Raw genomic sequence first — 24,116 nt, forward strand, 5'->3', positions numbered from 1 at the left:
GGTCCTTAGGGAGAGTGTGTACGTGCACTGGGGGACGAACCCGAGGAGGAGCGCCCCGTCAGGGGCGCGGGGAACTGCGCGACCGGCTCACTACGGCCCGCGGTCCGCGACCCACCGGCAGCGGGCACATGAGCCGCGGAGACCGGCCGGGCCCACGCCCCGCGACCCACCCGCAGCGGGCCGACGGGACCCGGAGCCCGGGCGGAACCCGGAGGCCGGGCGGGACCTGGAGGCCGAGCTAGACCCGAGCCCTGGCGGGACCCCGAGGCCGGGCTAAACCCGGAGGCCGGGCTGGACCCCGAGGCCGGGCTAGACCAGCGGTCGGCCAACCGCACAGCTCGGGCAGCCGCATGGTCGGGCGAGGCCGACGGCCGGGCGACGGCGACGCTCACGCGGGACGCGCCGCTCAGGCCCCCCACCCCGCCTGCTGCCCACCCACCCGCTCGGCGGCGATCCGCTCCGCCCACCCGGAGCGGTGGTACGCGGCGACCGGGTCGGGGTCGAGCCCCAGCTCGGTGCGGACCTCGGCCAGCAGCGGGCGTACGTCCGTGTTGTACGCGTCCATCACCACGGCGTTCGCGGCCAGTACGTCGCCGGCCCGCTGTGCCTCGGCGAGCGCGGCGCGGTCGACGAGGAGAGCCTTGGCCGTGGCCTCCTGGACGTTCATCACCGACCGGATGATCGCCGGGATCTTCGCCTCGATGTTGTGGCACTGGTCGAGCATGAAGGCGACGTCCGGGGAGAATCCGCCGCCGCGGATCACCTCGTACATGATCCGGAACAGCTGGAAGGGGTCGGCCGCGCCCACCATCAGGTCGTCGTCGGCGTAGAAGCGGGAGTTGAAGTCGAACGCGCCGAGCTTGTCCTCGCGCAGCAGCGTGGCGACGATGAACTCGATGTTGGTGCCGGGCGCGTGGTGCCCGGTGTCGACCACGACCTGCGCCTTGGGGCCGAGCTTGAGGCAGTGCGCGTACGCCGTGCCCCAGTCGGGGACGTCCGTCGCGTAGAAGGCGGGCTCGAAGAACTTGTACTCCAGCAGCATCCGCTGGTGGTCGCCGAGCCGCGCGTAGACCTGCGCCAGTGCCTCGGCCAGCCGGTCCTGGCGCTCACGGAGATCGTCCTGGCCCGGATAGTTCGTGCCGTCGGCGAACCACAGCTTCAGGTCCTGGGAACCCGTCGCGTCCATGATGTCGACGCATTCGAGCAGGTGACCGACGGCCTTGCGGCGCACCGCCACGTCCGGGTGGCAGACCGAGCCGAGCCGGTAGTCGTCGTCCTGGAACGTGTTGGAGTTGATGGCGCCGAGCTTCAGGCCGCGCTCCTCGGCGTGCTTCGCCAGCGCCGCATAGTCGTCGACCTTGTCCCACGGGATGTGCAGCGCGACGGTCGGGGCCGCGCCGGTGAACTCGTGCACCTTGGCCGCGTCGTCCAGCTTCTCCTGAGGGGTCCGGGGCACGCCCGGTTGCGCGAACACCTTGAATCGGGTTCCCGAGTTCCCGTACGCCCACGACGGCGTCTCGACGGCCTGGGTCTTGAGCGCGGCCTTCACCGCGGCGAACTCGGTCACTTCGGGACTCCTACGACTTCGAATGGCAACGGCTTGTTCAACGGCTTCCTGAACCGCTGCGAGACGGCTCTCCGGGGCGCTTCCCGAGGGCTCTCCGAAGGCCTCTCCAAGGGGCCTCCCGAAGGGCTTCCCGCGGTGCTGCTCACCGGGCCTCCTGAACACAACGTCTGAAACGATTCAGGAGGTGAAGTTATGAGCCCTCCGAAGGGCTGTCAACCCCTCCGGTGCGGACCGTTCGCCGTGACTCTGTTGTGACACATGGTCGTCGAAGAATTTCGACACGAACCCATTGACGCGACCTGGGTGACATGCCTAACGTCCCGGCAACCCAATTGAAACCTTTCACGACGCTGTGGGGGCCGTCCCGCCGCCGTCGTCGAGGAGCCCCTCATGACCCACCCGTCCGACACGGGACCGGCCCCGGTACTGGCGCTGAAGGACCTTTCGAAGTCCTTCGGCGCCGTACGCGCCCTGCGGGACGTGTCCCTGGAACTGTTCCCCGGCGAGGTGCACGCGCTCGCCGGAGAGAACGGCGCGGGCAAGTCGACCCTCATCAAGACGCTCGCCGGCGTGCACCGACCGGACGCCGGCCAGGTGTTGCTGGACGGCGAACCCACCGTCTTCCACGGCCCCGCCGACGCCCGCGACGCGGGCATCGCGGTGATCTACCAGGAGCCCACGCTCTTCCCCGACCTCTCCATCGCCGAGAACATCTTCATGGGCCGCCAGCCCCGGCGGGCGCTCGGCCGCATCGACCACAAGGCGACCCACGCGGCGACCGCAGCCCTGATGAAGCGCCTCGGCGTCGAACTCGACCCTGAGCGCCCGGCGCGCGGTCTGTCCATCGCCGACCAGCAGATCGTCGAGATCGCCAAGGCACTCTCCTTCGACGCCCGCGTCCTGATCATGGACGAGCCGACCGCCGCCCTCACCGGCAGCGAGGTGGCCCGGCTGTTCGGCGTGGTCCGCACCCTGCGCGAACAGGGCTCGGCGGTGCTGTTCATCTCGCACCGGCTCGAAGAGATCTTCCAGATCTGCGGGCGCGTCACCACCCTGCGCGACGGGGCCCTGATATCCAGCGAGCCGCTGGAGGGCCTGACGGAGGACGACCTCGTACGCCGGATGGTCGGCCGCGACCTCGACGAGCTCTACCCCAAGCAGGACGTCCAGGCGGGCGAAGTCGCCCTGAGCGTGCGCCGGCTGACCCGGGAGGGTGTCTTCACCGACGTCTCCTTCGACGTCCGGCGCGGCGAGATCGTCGGACTCGCCGGGCTCGTCGGCGCCGGCCGCACCGAGGTCGCGCGGTCCGTGTTCGGCGTGGACCGCTGGGACGCCGGAGTGGTGGAGGTCGACGGCAGGGCGCTGACGAACGGCGCCCCCTCCACCGCCATGGCCGCCGGACTGGCCCTCGTCCCCGAGGACCGGCGCGCCCAGGGCCTGGTGATGGGCATGTCCATCGAGCGCAACATCGGCCTGACCGGGCTGCGTTCGACGGTCAGGGCGGGCTTGATGGACCGCGGGGCCGAGCGCAGCCGCTCCCTCGACTGGGCGGTCAAGCTCCAGGTGAAGTACGCCCGGATCGCCGACACCGTCTCCACGCTCTCCGGCGGCAACCAGCAGAAGGTCGTCCTCGCCAAGTGGCTTGCCACCGGCCCGAAGGTGCTGATCGTCGACGAGCCGACGCGGGGCATCGACGTCGGCACCAAGGCCGAAGTGCACCGGCTGCTCAGCGAGTTGGCCGCCGACGGGGTGGCCGTGCTGATGATCTCCTCCGATCTGCCCGAGATCCTCGGCATGGCCGACCGCGTACTCGTGATGCACGAGGGGCGGCTCACCGCCGAGATCCCACGTTCCGAAGCCACCGAGGAATCCGTGATGGCCGCTGCCACCGGGAGGGCCGCCGCATGACAGCCATCGAGAGGGCTGCCCGAATGACCCCGATCATCCCCCGGAGGGCCGCCGCATGACGGTGACCGCGCCCACCCCCGCCCCCGCCACCGAGGTGCCCAGGTCGAGCGGCACCCGGCTGGTGGACCGTGTCTTCAAGATGCGCGAACTCGCCATCCTGGCCGTCTTCCTGGTGATGATCGTCATCACCCAGATGGGCAACAGCGAGTTCCTCTCCGAGCAGGGGATCAAGGACCTGCTGCTGAACGCGACCATCCTCGTGCTGGTCGCCACCGGCCAGTCCCTCGTCGTCATCACCCGCAACGTCGACCTGTCGGTCGGCTCGACCCTCGGCATCAGCGCCTTCGCGGCCGGCACCTATCTGCAGGGCGGCGGCAACCCCGTCGTCGCGGTGTTCCTCGCGGTGCTCCTCGGCATCGGCTGCGGACTGGTCAACGGACTGCTCGTCAGCCTCGGTCAGGTACCCGCGCTCGTCGTCACCCTCGGCACGCTCTACATCATCCGCGGCATCGACTCCATCTGGGTCGGCTCCCGCCAGATCACCGCGGCCGACCTGCCCGGCGGCTTCGTCGACTTCGGCTCCGGCGGCATCACGGCGGTCCCGTATCTCGCGCTGATCGCCGTGGCCGTCCTGGTGGTCACCGCCTACTACCTCAAACACTTCGGCAGCGGCCGCGAACTGTACGCGCTCGGCTCCAACCCGGAGGCCGCGCGCCTGGCCGGAATCCCGGTCCGCAACCGCCTGCTGACCGCGTACGTCGTCTGCGGCGGCCTCGCCGGACTGGCCGGCGCCCTCTACCTCGCCCGGTTCGGCAACGTCGACTCCGGCACCGGAACCGGATACGAACTGACCGTCGTCAGCGCCGTCGTGGTCGGCGGTGTCGTCTTCACCGGCGGCTCCGGCAGCGTCTACGGAGCCGCGCTCGGCGCCCTGCTGCTCACCTCCATCAACAGCGTCCTGCCCGCCCTCGGCGTCAGCTCCGTCTGGGTCCTCGCCATCAACGGCATCCTGCTCATCCTCGCCATCGCGGTCGACCGGATCGTCGCGCTGCGCGTGGCCTCCGCCCTGAAGAAGAGGAACGCCCGCCATGGCTGACTCCGCTCTCGCGCGCGCCGTCCGCTGGGACACGGTCGTCGGCGCCCTCCTCATCGTCCTGCTCCTCTTCTCCTTCTTCCTCGTGGACGGCTTCGGCAACGCCCTCAACCTGTCGTTCCTGATCGGCAACACCCTGCCGATCGCGCTGATCGCCCTGCCGATGACCCTGCTCGTGGCGGCCGGCGAGATCGACCTGTCCGTCGCCTCCACGGCCGGGCTCTCCGGCTCGGTGATGGGTGCCCTGTGGAACCAGGGCATGTCGATCGAGACGATCATCCCGCTCTGTCTCCTGCTCGGTGTCGTGTGCGGGCTGGTCAACGGCCTGCTCGTGACCCGGCTCGGACTGCCGTCCCTCGCCGTCACCATCGGCACGCTCGCCGCCTACCGGGGCATCGCGCAGATCGTGCTCGGCTCCGACGCGGTCACCGACTTCCCCACCCAGTACCAGGACTTCGCGGCCGGACGCATCGGGGACACCTTCGTCCCGCAGGCACTCCCGCTCTTCCTGGTGCTGCTCGCCGTCGCCGTCGTCGTGCTGCACGCCACCCCCTTCGGGCGCTCGGCGTTCGCGATCGGCGCCAACGAGGAAGCCGCCCGGTTCGCCGGCATCAGGGTCAAGCGGCAGAAACTGCTCCTGTTCGTCGCGACCGGCCTCATGGCCTCCCTGACCGGCGTGTTCTGGGCCCTGCACTACGCCAGCGCCCGCTACGACAACGCCACCGGGCTCGAACTCTCCGTCGTGGCCGCCGTCCTGCTCGGCGGTATCGACTTCGACGGCGGCAAGGGCACGCTCGGCGGCGCGATCGCGGGAGTCTTCCTGCTCGGCGCGCTGCAGAACGTGATGAGCCTTCTCAATGTCTCCGCGCAGTCGCAGATCGTCGTGACCGGCGTTCTGCTCGTCGTCTCCGTGCTCGGCCCCCGGGTCGCACGGCAGATCTCCGTAGCGAGGGCGGGCCGCAGAGCCGCCTCGACTCCGATCTCGTAACCCCGCTCCGCTCACCCTCGTAAAGGAACCCTCAGCCATGCGCAAGTCATCGATCCGCCGCACCTGCGCGGCGCTCGCCGCCGTCACCTCCCTCGCCCTGGCCGTCAGCGCCTGCGGCGGCACCACCAAGAACGACGTCAAGGACTCGGGCGGCTCCAACACCGCCGCCGGTGCCAAGGCCGACCCCAACGCGGCCACCAAGAAGGGGCTGACCGTCGGTTTCCTGCCCAAGGCGGTCAACAACCCGTACTTCACCTCCGCCGACAAGGGCGGCGAGAAGGCGCTGACCGAACTGGGCTCGAAGTACAAGGAGGTCGGCACCAACAGCGCCACCGACACCAGCGGCCAGGTGAGTTACGTCAACACGCTCACCCAGCAGCAGGTCGACGCGATGGCGGTCTCCGCGCAGGACCCGGGTGCCCTGTGCACCGCGCTCAAGCAGGCCATGACGAACAAGATCAAGGTCGTCACCTACGACTCCGACACCAAGGCCGACTGCCGCAACGCCTTCGTCTCTCAGGCGAGCGCCGAGGACCTGGGCCGCACCGAGGTGCAGCTGCTCGCGAAGCAGATCGACTACAAGGGCGAGATCGCGATCCTGTCCGCCGGGCAGACCGCGACGAACCAGAACACCTGGATCGACTTCATGAAGGAGGAGCTGAAGGACCCCAAGTACAAGGACGTCAAGCTGGTCAAGGTCGCCTACGGCAACGACGAGGCCCAGCTGTCCTTCCAGCAGACCCAGGGCCTGCTCCAGGAGCACCCCAAGCTCGCCGGGATCATCTCCCCGACCACCGTCGGCATCAAGGCCGCCGCACAGTACCTGTCCGGCTCCAAGTACAAGGGCAAGGTCAAGCTGACCGGCCTCGGCACCCCCAACGACATGCGCAAGTACGTCAAGAACGGCACCGTCGAGGGCTTCGAGCTGTGGGACCCGGCGAAGCTCGGCGAGCTGGCCGCCCGTACGGCCGTGGCGCTGTCCTCGGGCCAGATCACCGGCAAGGAGGGCGAGACCTTCAAGGCCGGCGACATGGGTTCCTTCACCATCGGCAAGGACGGCGTGATCAGCCTCGGCAAGCCGACCGTCTTCGACGCCAAGAACATCGACCAGTTCAACTTCTGACGGTCCGACGGTCCGACCTGCTGACGTCCTCACATTCTGGCGTCCTGACGGTCTCGCCGGACCGACTCCCGGGCCCGGAGGGTCATTGATGCAACGCGTGTGCTTTCTGCTGAAGGTCCGTGCGGACCGCCTCGACGAGTACCGCGAGCGGCACGCCGCCGTGTGGCCCGAGATGCTCGACGCGCTCTCGGCCACCGGCTGGCACAACTACTCGCTCTTCCTGCGCGAGGACGGCCTGCTGGTCGGCTACCTGGAGACCGAGGACTTCGCGGCCGCGCGGGCCGCCATGGAGGCCACCGACGTCAATGCCCGTTGGCAGACGGAGATGGCGCCGTTCTTCACATCGCTGGACGGCGCCAGACCCGACGAGGTTATGAAGCCCCTCACCGAAGTGTTCCATCTCGCCTGAACAGCCCGCCTGAACCCCTGTCTGACCCGCCCGCCCGCAGCCCGACCGAGGAGCCCGCAGATGAGACGACGCACCGTGCTGACGACAGCCCTGCTGGGCGCCGTGGCGGGCCCCGCCCTCACCACGGGGACGGCGCGAGCGGCCGACCCCGGCCCCTCCGTCACCCAGACCGGCACCACCCAACTCGACTCCCAGGCCATCTACTTCGTCTCCTACGACGGTCTGGTCAACAACAACTCGTTCCAGAAGAACGGCCTGTTGACCTACCGCGGCTACCAGTACGCGGTCTGGTACACCGCCGACCGCAGCGCGGTCCTCGCCCGCCGCGCGCTCGGTGCCACCACCTGGTCCAAGATCACGATCGGCCACAAGCTCAAGAGCGACGACTCCCACAACGTCATCTCCATGGGCGTCTCCAGGACCGACGGCCGGCTGCACCTGGCCATGGACTCGCACAGCGACGGCTTCTTCTACGTCAAGTCGGTGGCCGGGCTGCTCGACAACCCCGCGTCGACGACCTGGACCGCCGCCGTCCTCGGGGCCGTCCAGACCTCCCTGGACGGGCTCGCGCTCACCACCCAGTTCACCTATCCGCAGTTCGTCGCGACCCCGGCCGGCGGACTCCAACTCAGCTACCGCGTCGGCGTCTCCGGGAACGGACGCAACGCCCTTGCCGAGTACAACGGTTCGGCCTGGACCGCGCTCGGCGAATGGTCCGCCTCGACGGGGACGTACACCAGCTCCCACGGGTCGAGCACGGCCCGCAACATGTATCTGCACGGGATCGACTACGACCTCAACGGCCGGCTGCACTCCTTCTTCACCTGGCGCGAGCAGAACGCGGCCGTGATGTGCAACGCCGGCGGCATCACCAACCACGACACCGGATACGTCTACTCCACCGACCGGGGCCGCAGCTGGCGCAACGACGCGGGCACCGTCGTCGGCACCACCGGAAGCTCCGACACCGTCGCCGTCACCGACGCCGGGCTCGTCGTCGACTCCCTCAACCCCGACCACTCCCTGATGAACCAGGAGAGCCAGGCCACCGACTCGGCGGGCCTGCCGCACGCGATCATCAGCTATGTGCCCGGGCGCTTCGGACAGTGCACCACCAACTACGTCACGGACCGCACGGCCAACGGCCGCGCCTTCCACCTGCGCAAGAACGCCTCGGGCGGCTGGACCAAGACCGAGATCCCGGTCGCCCTCAACTCCAGCCAGCGCACCAGACTGGTCCTGGACCGATACGACAACGCCTACGCGATCATGCCGTTCGGGCGGATCGCCGGCGCCTCGAAGTCCTCCGGACACACCGACTGGAAGCTCCTGTTCGACGGCAGCGGCCTGAACGCCTTCGGCGAGGTCGTGATCGACGAGACGCGCGTCCCCCAGGACGGAATCCTGTCCGTGATGTACCAGGAGAGGTCCAGCGGGACCACGCCCTCGGCCCTGCACGTCATCGATTTCCGGCTGCCCGCATGACCACTGGTTCCGGCCCGCTCGCGGGTAATGTGAGGGCCTGCCTGCCGCTTCTCGTTCTCCTGGAGGTTCCCGCCTGATGGCCCAGTCGGTGGGTATCAAGGACGTCGCCCGTGCCGCCGGAGTCTCCGTCGGCACGGTCTCGAACGTGATCAACCGCCCCGACTCGGTGGCCTCCGAGACGCGGGCGCGCGTCCTGTCCGCAATCGACCGGCTCGGCTATGTACGCAGCGAGTCGGCACGCCAACTGCGGGCCGGGAGCAGCCGGATCATGGGGCTTCTCGTCCTCGACATGGGCAACCCGTTCTTCGTGGACGTCGCGCGCGGCGCCGAGCGCGCCGCACGGGACGCCGGACTCGGGGTGATGGTCTGCAACAGCGCGCAGAGCCCGAGCGAGGAGGCCGACTATCTGTCGCTCTTCGCCGAGCAGCGGGTGCGCGGGGTGCTGCTGACCCCCTCCGACGCCAGCGGTCGCAACATCGAGGCGTTCCGCCGCAACGGCATCCCGTTCGTGCTGGTCGACCGGGTCGCCGACGGCACCACCGAGTGCTCGGTCTCGGTCGACGACGTGGCGGGCGGTGCGCTCGCCGTCCGGCACCTCGTCGACGCGGGACACCGTTCGATCGCGTACGTCAGCGGACCGCCCGGCCTCAGCCAGGTCAGGGACCGCCGCACCGGCGCACTGAACGCCCTGGCCGAGGCGGGCCTCGGCCCGGGCAATCTGCGCGAGCTGCCGACCGAGCGCCTCGACGTGGCCGCCGGGCGCGACGCCGGCGCCCGGCTCCTCGGCCTCGCCGAGCGGCCCACCGCCGTCTTCTGCGCCAACGACCTGCTCGCGCTCGGCGTCCTGCAGGCCATGTACGCGGCCGGCGTCGGCGTACCCGACGACCTCGCGATCGTCGGCTACGACGACATCGAGTTCGCCGCCGCCGCGGCCGTCCCGCTCACCTCCGTACGCCAGCCCGCCGTGACCATGGGCGCCCTGGCCGCGGAGCTGCTCCTGGAGGAGATCGAGGCGGAGACCGCGCCCACGCCGCACGAACACCGGCGGGTCGTGCTCCAGCCGGAGCTGGTGGTGCGCCACTCCAGCCTGGCAGCGCGCTGAGCAGCGGTTCAGTTCCCCGTCGTCGGCCTGCTGAGTCACTGTTCAGTTCATTTTCTTGATCCCCGGGCCGCGGAGCCAGGGGAGGATGTGCTCAACTGGGACGCAGCCTGGAATCCGTACGTCTCGGGAGCCCTGTTGACCGTCAGCTACCGCCAGCCCGGTGTCGTCCTCACCGACCACCGCTTCACCGTGCCCCTCGACCATGACCACCCGGCGGGCGAGACCATCGAACTGTTCGCCCGCGAGGCCGTCGCGAGCGACAAAGCGCACCAGGACCTGCCCTGGCTGGTCTATCTCCAGGGTGGCCCCGGCTTCGGGGCGAATCGTTTCGTCGGGCAGCAGGCCTGGCTCGGCCGGGCCCTGAAGGACTTCCGTGTCCTGCTGCTGGACCAGCGCGGCACCGGACACTCCACGCCCGCCAACCGGCAGACACTCCCGCTGCGCGGCGGCCCCCGCGAGCAGGCCGACTACCTCGCGCTCTTCCGCGCCGACTCCATCGTCCGCGACTGCGAGGCCATCCGGCCCCGGCTCACCGGCGGCGCGCCCTGGACCGTCCTCGGCCAGAGCTTCGGCGGATTCTGCAGCGTGCACTACCTGTCCAGCGCCCCCGAAGGGCTGAGCGCCGCCGTCATCACCGGCGGTCTGCCCACCCTCGACGGGCACGCGGACGACGTCTACCGTGCCGCGTACCCGCGCATCGAGCGCAAGGTCGCCGCGCACTACGCGCGCTACCCGCAGGACGTCGAGCGCGCCCGCAGGATCGCGGAGTACCTGCTCCAGCACGAGCCGGTCCTGAGCGGCGGCTACCGCCTGACCGCCGAGGCATTCCAGTCGCTGGGCATCCTCCTGGGCGGCAGCGAGGGCAGTCACCGCCTGCACTACCTGCTGGAGGACGCCTTCGTCCGCACCCCGCAGGGCCCCGCGCTCTCCGACTCCTTCCAGGAGGAGGTCCAAGGCCTGCTCTCGTACGCGGGTCACCCCCTGTACGCGCTGGTCCACGAGGCCTGCTACGCCCAGGGCGGCAGCCCCACCGCATGGTCCGCCGAGCGGGTGCGCTCCGAGTTCCCGCAGTTCGACGCGGCCAAGACCCTCGCGGACGACGGACCGCTGCTCTTCACCGGCGAGTCCGTGCACCCCTGGACCTTCGAGACCGACCCGGCGCTGCGCCCGCTGCGGGAGACCGCCGAGGAACTGGCCGCCCGCACCGACTGGGCGCCGCTGTACGACCCGGCCCGCCTCGCCGCGAACGAGGTACCCGTCGCGGCGGCGGTCTACCACGACGACATGTACGTCGACGCCGAACACTCCCTGCGCACCGCGCGTGCCGTCCGGGGCCTGCGCACCTGGGTGACCGACGAGTTCGAGCACGACGGGGTACGGGCCGGCGGCCCGCGCGTCCTGGACCGCCTGCTGGCGCTCACCCGCGACGAGGTCTGACAGGTCCGCACCCCGCGCCGTCCGGCCCCGCCGACGGGTTCCGCCGGACGGCGCAGCCGTGTCCGTCACCGGTCGCCGACGACCGGACGCGGACATAGCGTCGCAGACGACATGAAGTCGTCTGTGGATCGAGGACCGGCATGACTGTTCTGGTGCACAACCAGAGTGCGGCGTGGAACCAGAAGCTCTACGACACCATTTTCGAGCGGGTGATCCCGGACCGCGCGAAACCGCCCACCGGGCTCGTCGCCCACTACAGCGCGCCCCTCGCTTCGGGTGGCTTCCAGGTCGTCGACGTATGGGAATCGGAGGACGCCTACCGGCGGTTCGAGGCGGAGGTCATCGCGCCCGCCGCGCAGGACCTCGGCCTGCCTCCGTTCGACACGGCGGTGGTCGAGATCCACAACTCCCTGGTCGTGTAACGGCATTCCTAGGCCCCTTCATCCGGTGGGCGGCGCCTCCTAGGATTCTGACGATCTGTCAGAATGCCGAGGAGGCACGGATGATCGACACCACGCGTACGGACATCCCACAGGGCGAGGAGCGGCTGCGCCTCGACGTCGAGGGCGGCATCGGCGTCCTCACCCTCTGCCGCCCGGCGAAACTCAACGCGTGGAGCTGGGAGTCCACGCGCCAACTCGGCCTGTTCGCCGACCGGATCCGCTTCGACGCGTCGATCCGGGTGGTCCTGCTGCGGGCCGAGGGGCGCGCCTTCTGCGCGGGGATCGACGTGAGCGCTCCGGGCGGCGCGATCACCGGCCGCTCGGGTGCCGAGCGGGCCCGCGCCTACTACGAGGGCATCCGCTGGGCCCACGAGCGCTTCGAGGCCTTCGCACGGCTCCCGCAGCCCGTTGTCGCGGCCGTGCAGGGCTACTGCCTCGGTTTCGGGTTCGAACTGGCGCTCATGGCGGACATCAGGATCGCCTCCGGCGACGCCGTGTTCGCCCTGCCCGAGGCCCAGTTGGGGCTGGCGGTCGACGCCGGCGGAGATCTGCGGATCGCGCGCGAGGCGGGCGCGGGGTGGGCGAAGTTCCTCGCGCTCACCGGGAGGCGGCTGGACGCGACGACGGCCGAACGCCTGCATCTCGTCCAAGTCGTCGCCGGAGAAGGCGCATTGGAGCAGACAGCCCGCGCTGTCGCAGCGGAGATCGCGGGGAACGGGCCGCTCGCCGTGCAGGGCGTCAAGCACGACATCGACGCGTACGCCGACGCCGGACTCGCCGCGGCCCTCGACCGGACCGCCCTGTCGGCCGCGCTCACGCTGACCTCGGACGACGCGGGAGAGGGCTACGCGGCCAAGGGCGCCCGCCGCGCGCCTCGCTTCGAGGGAAAGTGACCGGCATGTTTTGATCGGTCACTGTTCCGTACGACGAGGCAGGGGGACCGATGGACGACCGTGAACTCCTCGCGGACCGGTTCGAGGCGCACCGGGGACGGCTCAGGGCGGTGGCCTACCGGATGCTGGGATCGCTCAGCGAGGCGGACGACGCGGTCCAGGAGGCCTGGCTGAGGCTCGGCCGCACCGACGACCCGGACGAGATCAGGAACCTGGGCGGCTGGCTGACCACCGTGGTCGGCCGGGTGTGCCTGGACATGCTGCGCTCGCGCACCGCGCGCCGCGAGGACCCCCTGGAGCCCTCCGGCACCTTCGTCCCCGACCCCGTCCTCAGCCCGCTGGACCGGATCGACCCCGAACAGGAGGTGCTGCTGGCCGACTCGGTCGGGCTCGCCCTCCTCGTGGTCCTGGAGACGCTGGAGCCCGTCGAGCGGCTCGCCTTCGTGCTGCACGACATGTTCGCGGTGCCCTTCGACGACATCGCGCCCATCGTGGGCCGCTCACCGGCCGCCACCCGCCAGATCGCGAGCCGGGCGCGCCGCCGCGTCAAGGGAGCCGCCCCGGAGCCCGAGCGGGATGTCACCCGGCAGCGGAAGGTCCTCGACGCCTTCCTCGCGGCCTCGCGAGGCGGGGACTTCGAGGCCCTTGTCGCCGTCCTCGACCCCGATGTCGTGCTGCGCGCCGACGCGGGCCCGCTGGTCGGTGGCGCGGCCGCCTCCAAGCTGGTGCGCGGCGCTGCGGCCGTGGCCCGGCAGGCACTCACCTTCGCGCGGTTCGCGGCGAGTTCGCGGCTCGTCCTGGTCAACGGGGAGGTGGGCGTCGTCGCGCTCGTCGACGGCCGCCCGCTGTCGGTCATGGGCGTCACCGTCGCCGACGACAGGATCGTCGCGATGTACATCCTTGCCGACCCCGAGCGGCTCGACCGGCTCGACCTCGCGGGGGCGGGGGACTGACGGTCAGCCGGTGAAGGGACCGCGCTCCAGTTGGTCCCGCACCGGCGTCACCGGCGGGCTGACGAGCTCTCTGCGCTGCCAGTTCGCGCCGTCCACCACCAGCGTGTGGCCGGTGATGAAACGCGCGTAGGGGGACGCCAGAAAGGTGGCCGCCCAGCCGAGTTCGCGAGGTGCGCCGACGCGCAGGGCGGGCTGGCGCCGGTCGTGCGCGCCGCGCCCCGCGCCGACCTCGTCGTCCGGACTGCGCCCGCTGCGCCCGCTGCCCGCGTCGCCCGCGCCGCCCGCGGCCCGGGCCAGGTTGCCGCGGATGTCGTCCGTCATGTCCGCGTGCGGCATCAGCCCGGGAACCAGACCGTTGACCTGGATGCCGTACGGGCCCCACTCCACGGCCAGGGTCCGCACGAGGCTCTCCACGCCCGCCTTGGCCGCCGCGCTGTGCGCGAAACCGGGGCCGCCCGTCCAGGCGTAGGACGCGCCGACGTCGATGACCGACCCCGGTGTGCCCGCGGCCAGATGCCGCCGCCCGAACTCACGGGTCATCAGAAACGTTCCCGTGAGCGTGATGTCGACGACCGCCTGCCAGGCGTTCGGGGACATGTCCTCCGTGGGGACGGGGAAGTTGGCGGCCGCGTTGTTGACCAGAACGTCGGGCAGCGCGCACCCGTCGAACACCTCGGAGACGCGCTTCGGGTCCCGGATGTCGCACACCGCCGATGTCACCCGGGTGCCCAGCTTCGCCAACTCCTCCCGGGCGGGCGCGAGATGCCGCTCGCGTCGGCTGACGATCAGCAGATCGGCGCCCAGCCGGGCGAACTCCGCCGCGATCGCCCTCCCGAGTCCGGTGCCGCCACCGGTGACCAGCACCAGCGAGCCGTCGTACGTCCCGGGCGGCAGGGCGCTCGCGCCCAGCGGGGGAGGAGCGGGGAGACCGGGGAGCGCTGTGGAATCCATGGCGCTCTCGATACCCGGTGCGCCGTCAAACATCCAGACAACGACCGTAAGGATCACCTCGGGCATGGTTGGTCCAGCTCATCGAGTCGGCGCAGTTCAGGGGGCGCCTCCCGGCTCAGTAGGCTGGGGACATGCGCGAAGACGACATCGACGACATCGATGACATCACGGCCTCGGACCCGCGGCTCGAACTGCGAGCCGACTGCGGTCAGTGCTTCGGACTGTGCTGCGTCGCCCTGCCCTTCGCCCGCTCGGCCGACTTCGCGATCGACAAGGACGCGGGCCGGCCCTGCCCGAATCTGAAGAGCGACTTCCGGTGCGGTATCCACACCCGGCTGCGCGAGACGGGCTTCACGGGCTGCACGGTCTACGACTGCTTCGGTGCCGGGCAGCAGGTCTCCCAGGTGACGTTCGGCGGCGTCGACTGGCGTTCGGGCTCCCGGAACCGCGCCCGGCAGATGTTCGACGTCTTCCCCGTCGTACGCGCGCTCCATGAACTGCTCTGGTACCTGAACGAGGCGCTGACGCTCCCCGCGGCGCGCCCGGTGCACGCCGACGTCCGGCGCCTGCTCGCCGCGACGGAGCGCCTGACGCGGCAGACCCCTGAGGAACTCGGCGAGTTGGATGTGGGCGCGCACCGGCAGGAGGTCAACGAAGTGCTGCTGCGTACCAGTGAGCTCGTACGGGCGGGGTTCGGCGGGGGCAGGAAGAAGGACCGCCGCGGCGCCGATCTGATGGGCGCCCGCCTCAAGGGCGCCGACCTGCGGGGCGCGAGTCTGCGCGGCGCCTACCTGATCGCCGCCGATCTGACCGGGGCCGATCTGCGGGGCGCCGACATGATCGGTGCCGATCTCAGGGACGCCGATCTCACCGACGCCGATCTGACCGGAGCCTTCTTCCTCACCCAGCCGCAGCTGAACGCGGCACGTGGCAGCGTCGGCACCCAAATCCCGGAATCGGTCGAACGCCCCGGCCACTGGACCGCTCGGGGCTGACGCGGGGACGCACACCGGACCGGGAGCGGGACGAGCGGGACCGCACCCGGCGGGAGACCTGCCCGGGCCGGGAGCGGGACCTCATCCGGCCGCACGGGCCGCGGGCACCTCCCGCTCCGGCACCCCAGGCGTACGCGGTTCGAGGTGCAGGCGCAGGCCCTCCGGCATCAGGGTCAGCCGCTCGGCCACCCGCAGCCGGTAGTCCGGCTCGGGCCTCAGGTCGTAGCGGCGCAGCAGCAGTCCGAGGACCAGCGTCGCCTCGTGCAGCGCGAACTGGCGGCCGATACAGGCGCGCGCCCCGGTGCCGAACGGCTTGAAAGTGTGCGCGGGCCGGGCCCGCACCGCCTTCGCGTCGAAGCGGTCCGGGTCGAACTCCTCCGCGTCGGCCCCCCACACCTCCGGGTCCCGGTGGAGCATCGCGGTGAGGACCAGCGCCCAGGCCCCCTGCCGCATCGGGTGGACGCCGCCGAGCAGGGTGTCCTGCCGGGCCTCGCGCGCGAACGCCGGCGCCGTCGGCCACAGGCGCAGCGACTCGTCGAGGACCCGGCGGACGTAGCGGAGCTTGGCGACCTGGTCGTAGCCCGGCCGGTCCGTGCCGCCCCAGACGCGGTCGACCTCGGCGCGGGCGCGGCCGGCGACGTCCGGGTGCCGGGCGAGGTAGTGCAGGGCGAAGGAGAGGGCACCCGAGGTGGTCTCGTGGCCGGCGATCAGGAAGGTGATGACCTGGCGGCGGATGTTCTCGGGGGTCAGGCGCTCCCCGGTCTCCGGGTGCGCCGTCTCCAGCATGCGGTCGAGCAGATCCCCGTCGCCGCCGGCGGTGCGGCGGGAGGCGACCACCGCGTCGACCGTGCGGTTGAGGTAGGCCATGTCCGCCGCGTTGCGTCGGGAGGCGCCCCGCAGGAGGAGCGGAGCCAGCGGTACCGGGACGACGTTGAGGCGTTGCGCGTAGGTCAGCGTGCCCACCATCGCGTTCACGAAGGGGTGTGGCCGGGAGCGCTCGAAGGAGGCGAAGTCATGGCCGAAGCCGGTCCTGGCGATCGTCTCCAGCGTCAGCTTCGTCATGTCGCCGGGCACGTCCACCGCGCGCCCCGCCGCCCGCTCCCGGTCCCAGCGGTCCGTCAGCCGCTCGGTCACGGCCAGCATCATCGGGTGGTAGCCCTCCATGGCCTCGCGGCTGAAACCGGGGGCGAGGACGTCGTGCGCCAACTGCCAGTTGGGCTCGTGGTTGTAGGCGGTGAACAGTCCGTCGCCGGCCACCGGACGGAGATTGGCGACCCCCAGGCCCACATGCTTCGCGAACCGCGACTCGTCGGCCAGTTCGGCGGCGAGATCCGCGCCCCAGACGAAGACGATCTCGTTGCGGAAGGCCCTGCGCCGGAAGATCGGTCCGAGCTGCCGCCCGAACTTCATGGAGTCCTGCAACGGCGAACGGATGTCGGCGCCGATCACATCACCGACCAGGGGCACGCGGCGCGGCGGGTGCGGAATGCGGTGCAGCTCCGGCCAGCCCAGTTCCGCGCTGCGGAACCCCTTGGGCCGCGCGGCCTCCGTCGTCTCCGCCATGACGCCATCTCCCTTGTGTCTCCGGCAGGTTGACTCTGTTGTACGCGAGTTCAATAGCGTCGTTCAGTCTGGGCCCCTTGTTGAACCGACGTCAAGTAAAGTGCGGGCATGGCAGGGAAGCAGGGGGAGCGCGCCCGTCGGCGGCTCAGTACCGAGGAGCGCCGGGAGCAGCTGCTGTCGGTCGGTGCCCGTCTGTTCTCGGAGAGCCCGTACGACGAGGTGTGGATCGAGCAGGTCGCCGAGATCGCCGGAGTCTCGCGCGGTCTGCTGTACCACTACTTTCCGACGAAGCGGGACTTCTTCGCCGCCGTGGTCGAGCGGGAGAGCGGGCGGATGCTGCGGATGACCGCGGCGGTGCCCGGCGTTCCGGTGCGCGAGCAGCTCGGCGCGGGCCTGGACACCTTCCTCGGGTACGTCGAGGAGCACGCGCACGGGTTCCGTGCCTTCCACCGCGCCGACGCGGCCGGTGACCAGGCCGTGCGCAGGGTCTATCAGCAGGCGCTGGCCGCGCAGGAGCTGCAGATCCTTCAGGCGCTGGCGGCGGATCCCGAACTCGGCCGGGAGTCCGAGGACTGTCTTGAACTCCGTATCGCCGTCCGCGGGTGGCTGGCCTTCACCACGGCCGTGTGTCTGGAGTGGCTGCGGGGCGCGGATCTGACCCGTGCCCAGGTGCGGGATCTGTGCGCTCGGGCGCTTCTCGGCGCGATCACACCCTGAATCCCGTCCCGTTCGGCGGACGGATTCCGCAGGACGTGCTGACACCTTGGTGAGGCGTGGTTGGCGTACGCCCTGATCTTCGATAGGTTAGGCAAGCCTTACCTAAGGAGGAAGCTGATGGGTGACAGTGACACCTGGACGGCCGCGCCCGCCGCGGCGGAGCACGCCCGCTCGGTGCTCGCCGCGGCCTGGTCCTGCGCGGTGAGCGCGGAGGGCGGCCGGGAGGAGTTCGTCGGCGCGCACACCGTCGCCGCGGACGGCCGGGTGCTCCTGCACGTGCCGGAGGACAGCGCGCTGCTCGCTGCCGCCATCTGCTCGCCGCGCGGAGAGCCGTCCGCCGTCCTGGAGTTCGCCGATGTCGCGCCGGTTCCGGTACGGAACCGGATCCGCGCCCGGCTCTGGCTCGCGGGCTGGTTCGTCCCCGAGGACGGGCACCTGTCGTTCCGTCCCACCCGCGCGGTGCTGCGGCGGCCCGGCGGGACCGTGGTGGTCGACCTGGACGAACTGGCCGACGCGCAGCCCGACCCGCTCGCTCTCGCCGAGGCCCGACTGCTCACCCATCTCGCCGACGCCCACCCGGACGCCGTCGAGCGGCTCACCCGTCTCGTCGAGCCGGACAGCCTGCACGGCGCGGTGCGCGTCCAGCCCCTCGCCGTCGACCGCCACGGACTCACCCTGCGCATCGAACGCGCGCGCGGCAACGGCGACGTACGCCTGCCGTTCCACGCACCCGCCGACGACGTCTCGCAGCTCACGGAACGCATGCACGTCCTGCTCGCGCAGGCGAGTGCCGCCTCGTGCCCCCGCGCCCTACAGCGGCAGCGCACAGACCGCGACGGGTGAGGCGAACGGCTCGCCCGCGCGCCGGAGTTCACCGCTGACGGCATCGACCTGGAAGACGCTGACCGTGCTCGACCGCTGGTTCGCCGCGAACAGCAGCCGCCCGTCCGGGGAGAACGCGATGTGACGCGGGAAGTCGCCGCCGACCGGCACCGTGTCCAGCAGTCGCAGCCGTGCGCCGTCCGCCTCGATCGCGTACCGCGTCAGGCTGTTGTGGCCCCGGTTGGCGAGATAGGCGTACGAGCCGTTCGACGTCACCAGGATCTGCGCCGGGTAACTGGTGCCACTTCCCGTGCCCGTGGACTGCGGCTCGCCCACGGTGAGGCGGCCGGTTGCCGGTTCGTACGCGCAGACCGTCACCGTGTTGTCGACCTCGTTGGCGAGATAGGCGTACCGGCCGCCGGGGTGGAACGTGAGATGGCGCGGGCCCGCGCCCGGCCTCGTCCGGGCCCGGGACACCTCGGCGAGTGTGCCCGTGGCCTCGTCCAGGCGGTAGGTGTACACCGTGTCGGTGCCCAGGTCGACGGCGAGCAGGTGCCCGCCGTCCGGTCCTGCGATGAACTGGTGGGCGTGCGGGCCCTGTTGTCCGGGGCCGGGCGCCGGGCTGGAGTGCGTGACCAGATCGGTGCGCTCGCCGAGCGCGCCGGACGCGTCGATGGGGTGCACCGCGACGCTCCCCGAGGTGTAGTTGGCGCTGAGCAGCCAGCGACCGCTCGGATGCACGGACAGATGGCAGGGGCCCGCGCCACCGGTGGCGCGGGTGCCGAGCACCTCGGTCCGGGGGAGGCGTACGGCCGTCACCGCGCCCGCTGTCTGCTCGTCGACGGCGTACAGCGTGCGCCCGTCCGGATGCACCGCCAGATAGGACGGGTTCTCGACGCCCGTCACCACGTCGCCGCCGGTGACCGCGCCGGTCGCCGCGTCGTACGTGGCGAGGCCGATCCCCTTCCCGCCGCCGTCGCCCGAGGTGTACGTGCCGAGGAACAGCGGGCGGGGGCCGGAGCGGGAAGCCGGGGAGGAGGACGGGGGCGCCGACGGGGAGGGGCCGGCCGGCGGCGCTGTCAGGGGCGGCGCCACCGCGCTGGGGTCCGCCCGCGGGGCGGCCGGTGCCGGGACCGTCGTGATCGCGGCGGCCCCCGCCAGCGCGCCGACGAAGCGGCGCCTGGTCCAGCCGCCGCCCGGGCCGCGCGACGGCTCTGCACCACTGCTCATGCCTGTACCTCGGGGTGTCGGTTGCCTCGGCTGGGACAGCCACCTTGGCGTGCGACACCCCGGAAGTGCAAGAACGACCCTGTGCGTTGCGTGAGCTGCAACGGGCCGGCGCGTGACCGGCGGTGCCGTGACCGATGCGGACGGCCGGTGCCGTGGGTCTCCTACCAGTCACCGTCCCCGACCGGCTTGCCCGGCGCGTCGCCGAGCGGCTTCACCTGCTGGGGTGAGGGCTGCTGCCAGGGCTCGTGGTCGTCGCCCAGCCAGTCGCCGACCGGCTGCACCGACCCCAGCTCGTCCGTGGGGGCCAGATCGGTCGCGTCCTGGTCGTAGTAGTCGAACCAGGGAAGACCCGCGCGGGTGTACGCCGCACGGTCCACCGGGGACGGCGGCGGCGCCTCGCCGGTGATGCGGCGCCACTCCGGAGGCGTCACGAGATGGACGAACACGCGCCCGGCCGGCTCCTTGGCCCAGGCCTTCAGCGGCCGGTCGTCCCGGTAGACCTCCTGGCGCATCGAACCGCCGACGCCGAGACCCATCGCCGGGGCGCTGCGCGCACGGGCCGGCGCGGCACCTGCGGGGGCCGGCGCGGAACCGGGTGCGGGCGGCGCGGAACCGGGCGCTGCCATCATCGGTACGGCACCGCCGTACCCGCCGATGGATGGAGGCATCGGGGGCATCCGCAGGCGCTCCTCCGCCTTGCGGCGCTCCGCCTCGCGCCACGCCGCCAGTTCCTCGGCGGCCAGCGGGAACGACTGGAGCTGGACGCCGCCCCAGACCTCCTCGCCGGTGACCTGACCCTCCACTGTCGCCCCCAGGCCCAGCGGTACGGCCACGAACTGGCGGACGGTCCCCTTGCCGGAGTTGATGCCGTCGAGCCATGGCTGCCGCGGGAGTACGACGTAGTTCTGCGGGTCACGGCCGAGCCGGGAGCTCCACGGCTTGCCGGAGACGGCGCACACCTTGCCCACGCCGACCTGCAACGCGGCCGGCTCCGCCGTCCCGGCGAAACTCAGCCACATGGCCTCGCGCAGATACACCGGCAGCATCACGCCGCCGCGGGCCCGCCACTCGGCCGGCACCCGGTCCCCGTAGTCCTCGACCCGCCGGACGGGGAACTCCCCGAGCCCCGGCGGCAACGCGTGCGTGCCCGTCTCGGGCAGGCGCAGGGTCCGGATGAACCGCACCTGCACCCCGCCCGGCAGCCGCAGCGCGTTTCCGTCGATCCGTACGGTGTCCTCGGTCATCCGCCCGCCCCCTCGTCGTCCTGCCGTCGCACGACACGGGCGGCTCACCGCTCCCCGACGCCGTGCCGTTTCCTCACGCGGAACCCGTCACCTAGAACGACGGGAGGCAGCCGAACGGTTCCGGTTCCGGCGCAGCGGGCGCGGCAGGCGCATCCGGCGCCGCAGACGCGTCAGGCGCGGCCGGCGCTCGCGCTCCTCGGCGGCGCAGCGGTCCAGTTCCTCCAGGAGCTTGCGGGTCCGGTGCTCGGTGTCGAGCTCGTCGATGATGCGGTTGACCTCGGTCAGGACGGAGCCGTGAAGTTGCCACTGGCTCGCGTCGCGCTGGACGTCTTCGAGGAACAGCTGGGCCAGTTTGTCGCGGGTGGCGGCGGCCGTGGTGAGTTCAGCGCTGAGCCGCTCCTCGGCGGACGCGGCGCTCTGGGAGACATCCGTGGTCACCAGCACCGCGAAGCTGACGATCGCGTCGGCGACCTCGGACAGCAGTTCCTCCAGGACGGCCCCGGCCTGCGGTTCGAACAGCGGCTGGGGCTCCCGCTCCTTGGCGAGGTCGGTGAGGCTGCGCGCGAGGACCCGCAGGACCACGGTGCAGATCTCCAGGGTGTCCAGGCCGGTGCGCAGCACGACCCGGTGCAGCAGCCCCTCGCGCACCCGCGGATTGAGTCTCAGGCTGTCCTCGGCCTGCCGCAGGGCCGCGTCCACCCCGGCGATGTCGTGGTCGAGTTGGCGGGCCTCGTGCAGCCGCTCGGCTGCCACGCGGAACGGGGTGCGCCCGGCGGCCTCCTCGCCGATCCGCAGCATCAACTGCCGGACCCGGCGTGCCAGATCCTCGATGGACTCACCGGCCACGCCCACCCACACGGGTGGCGCGAGGACGAGGTTGCAGGCGAGCCCCACGACCGCTCCGATCAGTGTCTCCAACACGCGGGCCCAGGCGGTGTCGCCCACTCTGGTGACGCCGAGGACCAGCATGGCGCTGATCGCCACCTCGGGCACGAACTCGCTGACCCGGACCAGATGTCCGACCGCCAGCGAGGCGAGGATGATCAGACCCAGACTCCACCACGTCAGGCCCACGAGACTGCTGAAGCCGATGGCGATGACGACGCCCACCACGACGGAGTTCACCCGTCGGATGGCGGTGGTGATCGTGGAGTACAGGGTGACCTGCACGACCAGCAGCGCGGTCAGGGGTGCGGTCAGCGGCGCGGGCTCGGGACTGAGATGCAGGGCCACGACGTACGCGATCGTCGCGGCGGCCGTCGAACGAAGTGTCTGGACGACCACCGGCTCCCGGCGTCGCTCCACGATCTTCGCGACGGATGCCGTCCACTCACCACGTGCCTCTTGCATCCTTGGGGCCTTCCCGTTTCACAGGGGTACCGAACGTCTTCCTTGCGGACCGTATCTGTCCGCAAGGCGTCCTAGATTGATGACATCGGCTCGATCGGACGGCATCGGACGGCTTCAGGAGGAACCAGGATGAGCAAGGTCGAGGGCATCGAACTGCTGACGCGGGCACACGCCCGGCTGCGCGACGCGGTCGCCGGTGTGCCGGAGGGTGCGTGGGGAGCGCCGACGCCGTGCGACGAGTGGACGGTGCGCCAGGTGCTCAACCACGCGCGACTCGACCAGCAGGCGTACGGCGCGGCGATCACTGGCACCGGGTGGCCCGACGCGGACCCCTTCCACCCCGTCGACGGACTGGAGGGCGATGCGACGGCGGCACTCGACAAGGTCCTCTCCGATGTCCTCGCCGTCTACGCGGGGCCGTTCGTCGACGCCGAGGAGGTGGCGACGCCGCTCGGGCCGCTGCCGTTCCGCGTGGCGGCCGCCGCGGCTGCTATGGACGCCGGCGTGCACGCCTGGGACATCGCCGTGGCGACCGGTCAAGCGTCCCCCCTCGACGATGATCTGGCCGAGGGCATCAGCCTCGCCGCGGACCGGCTGGCCGATCACCTCCGGAACTCGTTCGGCGTGTTCGCCGCCGCGCGCGAGGTACCGGACGGCGCCGGCCGCGCCGAGGCACTGCTCGCCTTCCTGGGCCGCGACCCGCACTGGACCCCTGCCGCTACCTGACGCGTCCCGGGCAGGGCCCGGCACGCAGGGGCGGATCAGTCGTGCAGCTTCGAGAGGAAGGCGGACAGATTGCCGACCGTCCGGGCGATCTGCTGCTCCGTCGTGAGGGTCTCCTCGAACCTGCTTCCCGACCGGAGGGCCTTCTTCCCGCGGACGTACAGGGAACAGGCGAGGTCGGCACAGATGTAGACGCCGACCGAGTTGCCCTCGCGCCCCACCTTCCCCGCCTTGCGGGCGGTCATCAGGGATACCCCGTCACCCGGGTGTGGGGTCAGGCACAGCGAGCACATGCTGCGGTGCAGCAGCCCGCGCCGGGAGGAGGGGAGGCGCAGGGTGATGCCGACGAGGCCTCCTTCCCGCTCGGTGACGAGATACCCGCGGTCGGGCGCACCGGGATCCCGCCAGCCCAGGAAGTCCAGGTCGTCCCAGGGGCGTTCGTCGAGATCGCGAGGCGTCGCGAGCCGCTCGGCCTCCCCCCGGGAGCAGTTGACGAACGAGTCGCGGATGTCCTGCTCGGTGAGTGATCTCATGGGGTTCTCCTGGTTCTCCGGGTACCTTCTGCCAAACCTAGGGGTCCTAGGTTTGGGCCGAAGGTACCTAGTTCGGTGAGGAGGATCCAATGGATTTCGGGGCGGAAGCCCTGAGAACACCGGGGCATCTGCGGCCTCGCTCGTGTGGCTCACTCCGCATGCGGCATATGTCAGCGTCAAAGAGGCTGGTGAGGACGTTGGCGAGGCGGTACGAGAGGCGAACGGGGCACGATGACAACTCTGACTCGGATTCCACTGGACGGCGGAGGCAGCATTCTGTTCGAGCAGCCGGCCGCCGCGTCGGACGGACCGGTGAAAGCAGGTCGCATCGGCGATGTCGTACGCGAGTTGCCGATGACGCTGCAGGGGGCGCTGGAGCCGATCACGGTGGCCGCCCAGGCCACTCTCGAACAGCTGCGCAAGGCCCGGCCCGACGTGATCACCGTCAGATTCGGCGTCGAGCTCGGGGCCGAGGCCGGGGCCGTCATCACCAGGACCCAGGCCACCTGCCACCTCAACGTGACCGTGTCCTGGAAGCGCGACGGAGTGGAGCCGCCACCCCCGATCGAGAGCACAGGCTGATTCCC

General features: G+C 71.1%; 23 protein-coding genes. 16 read left to right on the forward strand and 7 right to left on the reverse strand.

The features are described from left to right. Nucleotides 1-406 precede the first annotated feature (406 nt). A complete protein-coding gene (rhaI, locus tag ABZX90_RS04540; RefSeq protein ID WP_351120243.1) occupies nucleotides 407-1,567 on the reverse strand; it encodes an L-rhamnose isomerase in 1,161 nt (386 codons plus the stop codon). Nucleotides 1,568-1,957: 390 nt separating this feature from the next. Between rhaI and ABZX90_RS04545 the strand changes: the two genes are divergently transcribed. From ABZX90_RS04545 to sigJ, 11 genes are all read left to right on the forward strand, one after another. Further along, on the forward strand, nucleotides 1,958-3,475 hold the full coding sequence (locus tag ABZX90_RS04545) for a sugar ABC transporter ATP-binding protein (protein WP_355201437.1): 1,518 nt from the start codon (nucleotides 1,958-1,960) through the stop codon (nucleotides 3,473-3,475). A 55-nt stretch (nucleotides 3,476-3,530) separates the two neighbouring features. Further along, complete coding sequence (locus ABZX90_RS04550; protein ID WP_355201439.1) at nucleotides 3,531-4,571, forward strand: ABC transporter permease; 1,041 nt, start codon at nucleotides 3,531-3,533, stop codon at nucleotides 4,569-4,571. Beyond that, on the forward strand, nucleotides 4,564-5,556 hold the full coding sequence (locus ABZX90_RS04555) for an ABC transporter permease (RefSeq protein ID WP_355201441.1): 993 nt from the start codon (nucleotides 4,564-4,566) through the stop codon (nucleotides 5,554-5,556). The genes ABZX90_RS04550 and ABZX90_RS04555 overlap by 8 nt, the downstream gene beginning before the upstream one ends. Before the next feature lie 37 nt (nucleotides 5,557-5,593). After that, nucleotides 5,594-6,679, forward strand: coding sequence for a rhamnose ABC transporter substrate-binding protein (rhaS, locus tag ABZX90_RS04560; protein ID WP_355201443.1), 1,086 nt, complete (start codon nucleotides 5,594-5,596; stop codon nucleotides 6,677-6,679). A gap of 88 nt (nucleotides 6,680-6,767) precedes the next feature. Then, nucleotides 6,768-7,088, forward strand: coding sequence for an L-rhamnose mutarotase (locus tag ABZX90_RS04565; protein WP_351120253.1), 321 nt, complete (start codon nucleotides 6,768-6,770; stop codon nucleotides 7,086-7,088). A gap of 60 nt (nucleotides 7,089-7,148) precedes the next feature. Beyond that, the gene (locus ABZX90_RS04570) at nucleotides 7,149-8,573 is read left to right on the forward strand and encodes a BNR repeat-containing protein (RefSeq protein WP_355201445.1); all 1,425 of its coding nucleotides are present in this window, start codon (nucleotides 7,149-7,151) and stop codon (nucleotides 8,571-8,573) included. A gap of 76 nt (nucleotides 8,574-8,649) precedes the next feature. After that, the gene (locus ABZX90_RS04575) at nucleotides 8,650-9,675 is read left to right on the forward strand and encodes a LacI family DNA-binding transcriptional regulator (protein WP_351120256.1); all 1,026 of its coding nucleotides are present in this window, start codon (nucleotides 8,650-8,652) and stop codon (nucleotides 9,673-9,675) included. Between the two features lie 135 nt (nucleotides 9,676-9,810). Beyond that, complete coding sequence (locus ABZX90_RS04580; protein WP_355201768.1) at nucleotides 9,811-11,112, forward strand: alpha/beta fold hydrolase; 1,302 nt, start codon at nucleotides 9,811-9,813, stop codon at nucleotides 11,110-11,112. A 140-nt stretch (nucleotides 11,113-11,252) separates the two neighbouring features. After that, nucleotides 11,253-11,534 carry a hypothetical protein gene (locus ABZX90_RS04585; protein WP_351120258.1) on the forward strand — a complete coding sequence of 94 codons (282 nt, stop codon included), beginning with the start codon at nucleotides 11,253-11,255 and terminating at the stop codon, nucleotides 11,532-11,534. Nucleotides 11,535-11,614: 80 nt separating this feature from the next. Next, a complete protein-coding gene (locus ABZX90_RS04590) occupies nucleotides 11,615-12,448 on the forward strand; it encodes an enoyl-CoA hydratase/isomerase family protein (protein ID WP_355201448.1) in 834 nt (277 codons plus the stop codon). Between the two features lie 50 nt (nucleotides 12,449-12,498). Continuing rightward, complete coding sequence (sigJ, locus tag ABZX90_RS04595; RefSeq protein ID WP_351120261.1) at nucleotides 12,499-13,401, forward strand: RNA polymerase sigma factor SigJ; 903 nt, start codon at nucleotides 12,499-12,501, stop codon at nucleotides 13,399-13,401. Nucleotides 13,402-13,404: 3 nt separating this feature from the next. Here the strand turns inward: sigJ and ABZX90_RS04600 are convergent, their stop codons facing one another. Beyond that, the gene (locus tag ABZX90_RS04600; RefSeq protein ID WP_355201450.1) at nucleotides 13,405-14,352 is read right to left on the reverse strand and encodes an SDR family oxidoreductase; all 948 of its coding nucleotides are present in this window, start codon (nucleotides 14,350-14,352) and stop codon (nucleotides 13,405-13,407) included. Between the two features lie 131 nt (nucleotides 14,353-14,483). Here ABZX90_RS04600 and ABZX90_RS04605 point away from each other — a divergent pair, with 131 nt between their 5' ends. Next, nucleotides 14,484-15,347, forward strand: a complete 864-nt coding sequence (locus tag ABZX90_RS04605) for a pentapeptide repeat-containing protein (RefSeq protein ID WP_355201452.1) — start codon at nucleotides 14,484-14,486, stop codon at nucleotides 15,345-15,347. A gap of 81 nt (nucleotides 15,348-15,428) precedes the next feature. On the opposite strand, the gene ABZX90_RS04610 is transcribed toward ABZX90_RS04605, so the two are convergent. Beyond that, complete coding sequence (locus ABZX90_RS04610; protein WP_355201453.1) at nucleotides 15,429-16,910, reverse strand: cytochrome P450; 1,482 nt, start codon at nucleotides 16,908-16,910, stop codon at nucleotides 15,429-15,431. 108 nt (nucleotides 16,911-17,018) lie between these two features. Between ABZX90_RS04610 and ABZX90_RS04615 the strand changes: the two genes are divergently transcribed. After that, nucleotides 17,019-17,627, forward strand: a complete 609-nt coding sequence (locus tag ABZX90_RS04615) for a TetR/AcrR family transcriptional regulator (protein WP_355201455.1) — start codon at nucleotides 17,019-17,021, stop codon at nucleotides 17,625-17,627. 117 nt (nucleotides 17,628-17,744) lie between these two features. Beyond that, nucleotides 17,745-18,470: a DUF2470 domain-containing protein gene (locus ABZX90_RS04620; protein WP_355201457.1), complete on the forward strand. Its 726-nt coding sequence runs from the start codon at nucleotides 17,745-17,747 to the stop codon at nucleotides 18,468-18,470. Here the strand turns inward: ABZX90_RS04620 and ABZX90_RS04625 are convergent. The 3 genes from ABZX90_RS04625 to ABZX90_RS04635 form a co-directional block, all read right to left on the reverse strand. Continuing rightward, entirely contained in the window at nucleotides 18,438-19,679 is a 1,242-nt protein-coding gene (locus ABZX90_RS04625) for a lactonase family protein (protein WP_355201458.1), read from the reverse strand. The two genes, ABZX90_RS04620 and ABZX90_RS04625, sit on opposite strands and share 33 nt — an antisense overlap. Nucleotides 19,680-19,840: 161 nt before the next feature. Beyond that, a complete protein-coding gene (locus ABZX90_RS04630) occupies nucleotides 19,841-20,923 on the reverse strand; it encodes a hypothetical protein (RefSeq protein ID WP_355201459.1) in 1,083 nt (360 codons plus the stop codon). Between the two features lie 87 nt (nucleotides 20,924-21,010). After that, nucleotides 21,011-22,273: an aromatic acid exporter family protein gene (locus ABZX90_RS04635; protein WP_355201461.1), complete on the reverse strand. Its 1,263-nt coding sequence runs from the start codon at nucleotides 22,271-22,273 to the stop codon at nucleotides 21,011-21,013. 129 nt (nucleotides 22,274-22,402) lie between these two features. On the opposite strand from ABZX90_RS04635, the gene ABZX90_RS04640 reads away from it, so the two are divergent. Further along, complete coding sequence (locus ABZX90_RS04640; RefSeq protein ID WP_355201463.1) at nucleotides 22,403-22,999, forward strand: TIGR03086 family metal-binding protein; 597 nt, start codon at nucleotides 22,403-22,405, stop codon at nucleotides 22,997-22,999. A 35-nt stretch (nucleotides 23,000-23,034) separates the two neighbouring features. On the opposite strand, the gene ABZX90_RS04645 is transcribed toward ABZX90_RS04640, so the two are convergent. After that, nucleotides 23,035-23,529, reverse strand: a complete 495-nt coding sequence (locus ABZX90_RS04645) for an FBP domain-containing protein (RefSeq protein ID WP_355201464.1) — start codon at nucleotides 23,527-23,529, stop codon at nucleotides 23,035-23,037. A 231-nt stretch (nucleotides 23,530-23,760) separates the two neighbouring features. Between ABZX90_RS04645 and ABZX90_RS04650 the strand changes: the two genes are divergently transcribed. After that, nucleotides 23,761-24,111 (forward strand): CU044_2847 family protein, encoded by a 351-nt coding sequence (locus ABZX90_RS04650; RefSeq protein WP_351120282.1) that lies wholly within the window; start codon nucleotides 23,761-23,763, stop codon nucleotides 24,109-24,111. The last annotated feature ends 5 nt before the right edge of the window (nucleotides 24,112-24,116 follow it).

The sequence above is a fragment of the Streptomyces sp. NPDC002935 genome, assembly GCF_040611295.1.
Classification (GTDB): domain Bacteria; phylum Actinomycetota; class Actinomycetes; order Streptomycetales; family Streptomycetaceae; genus Streptomyces.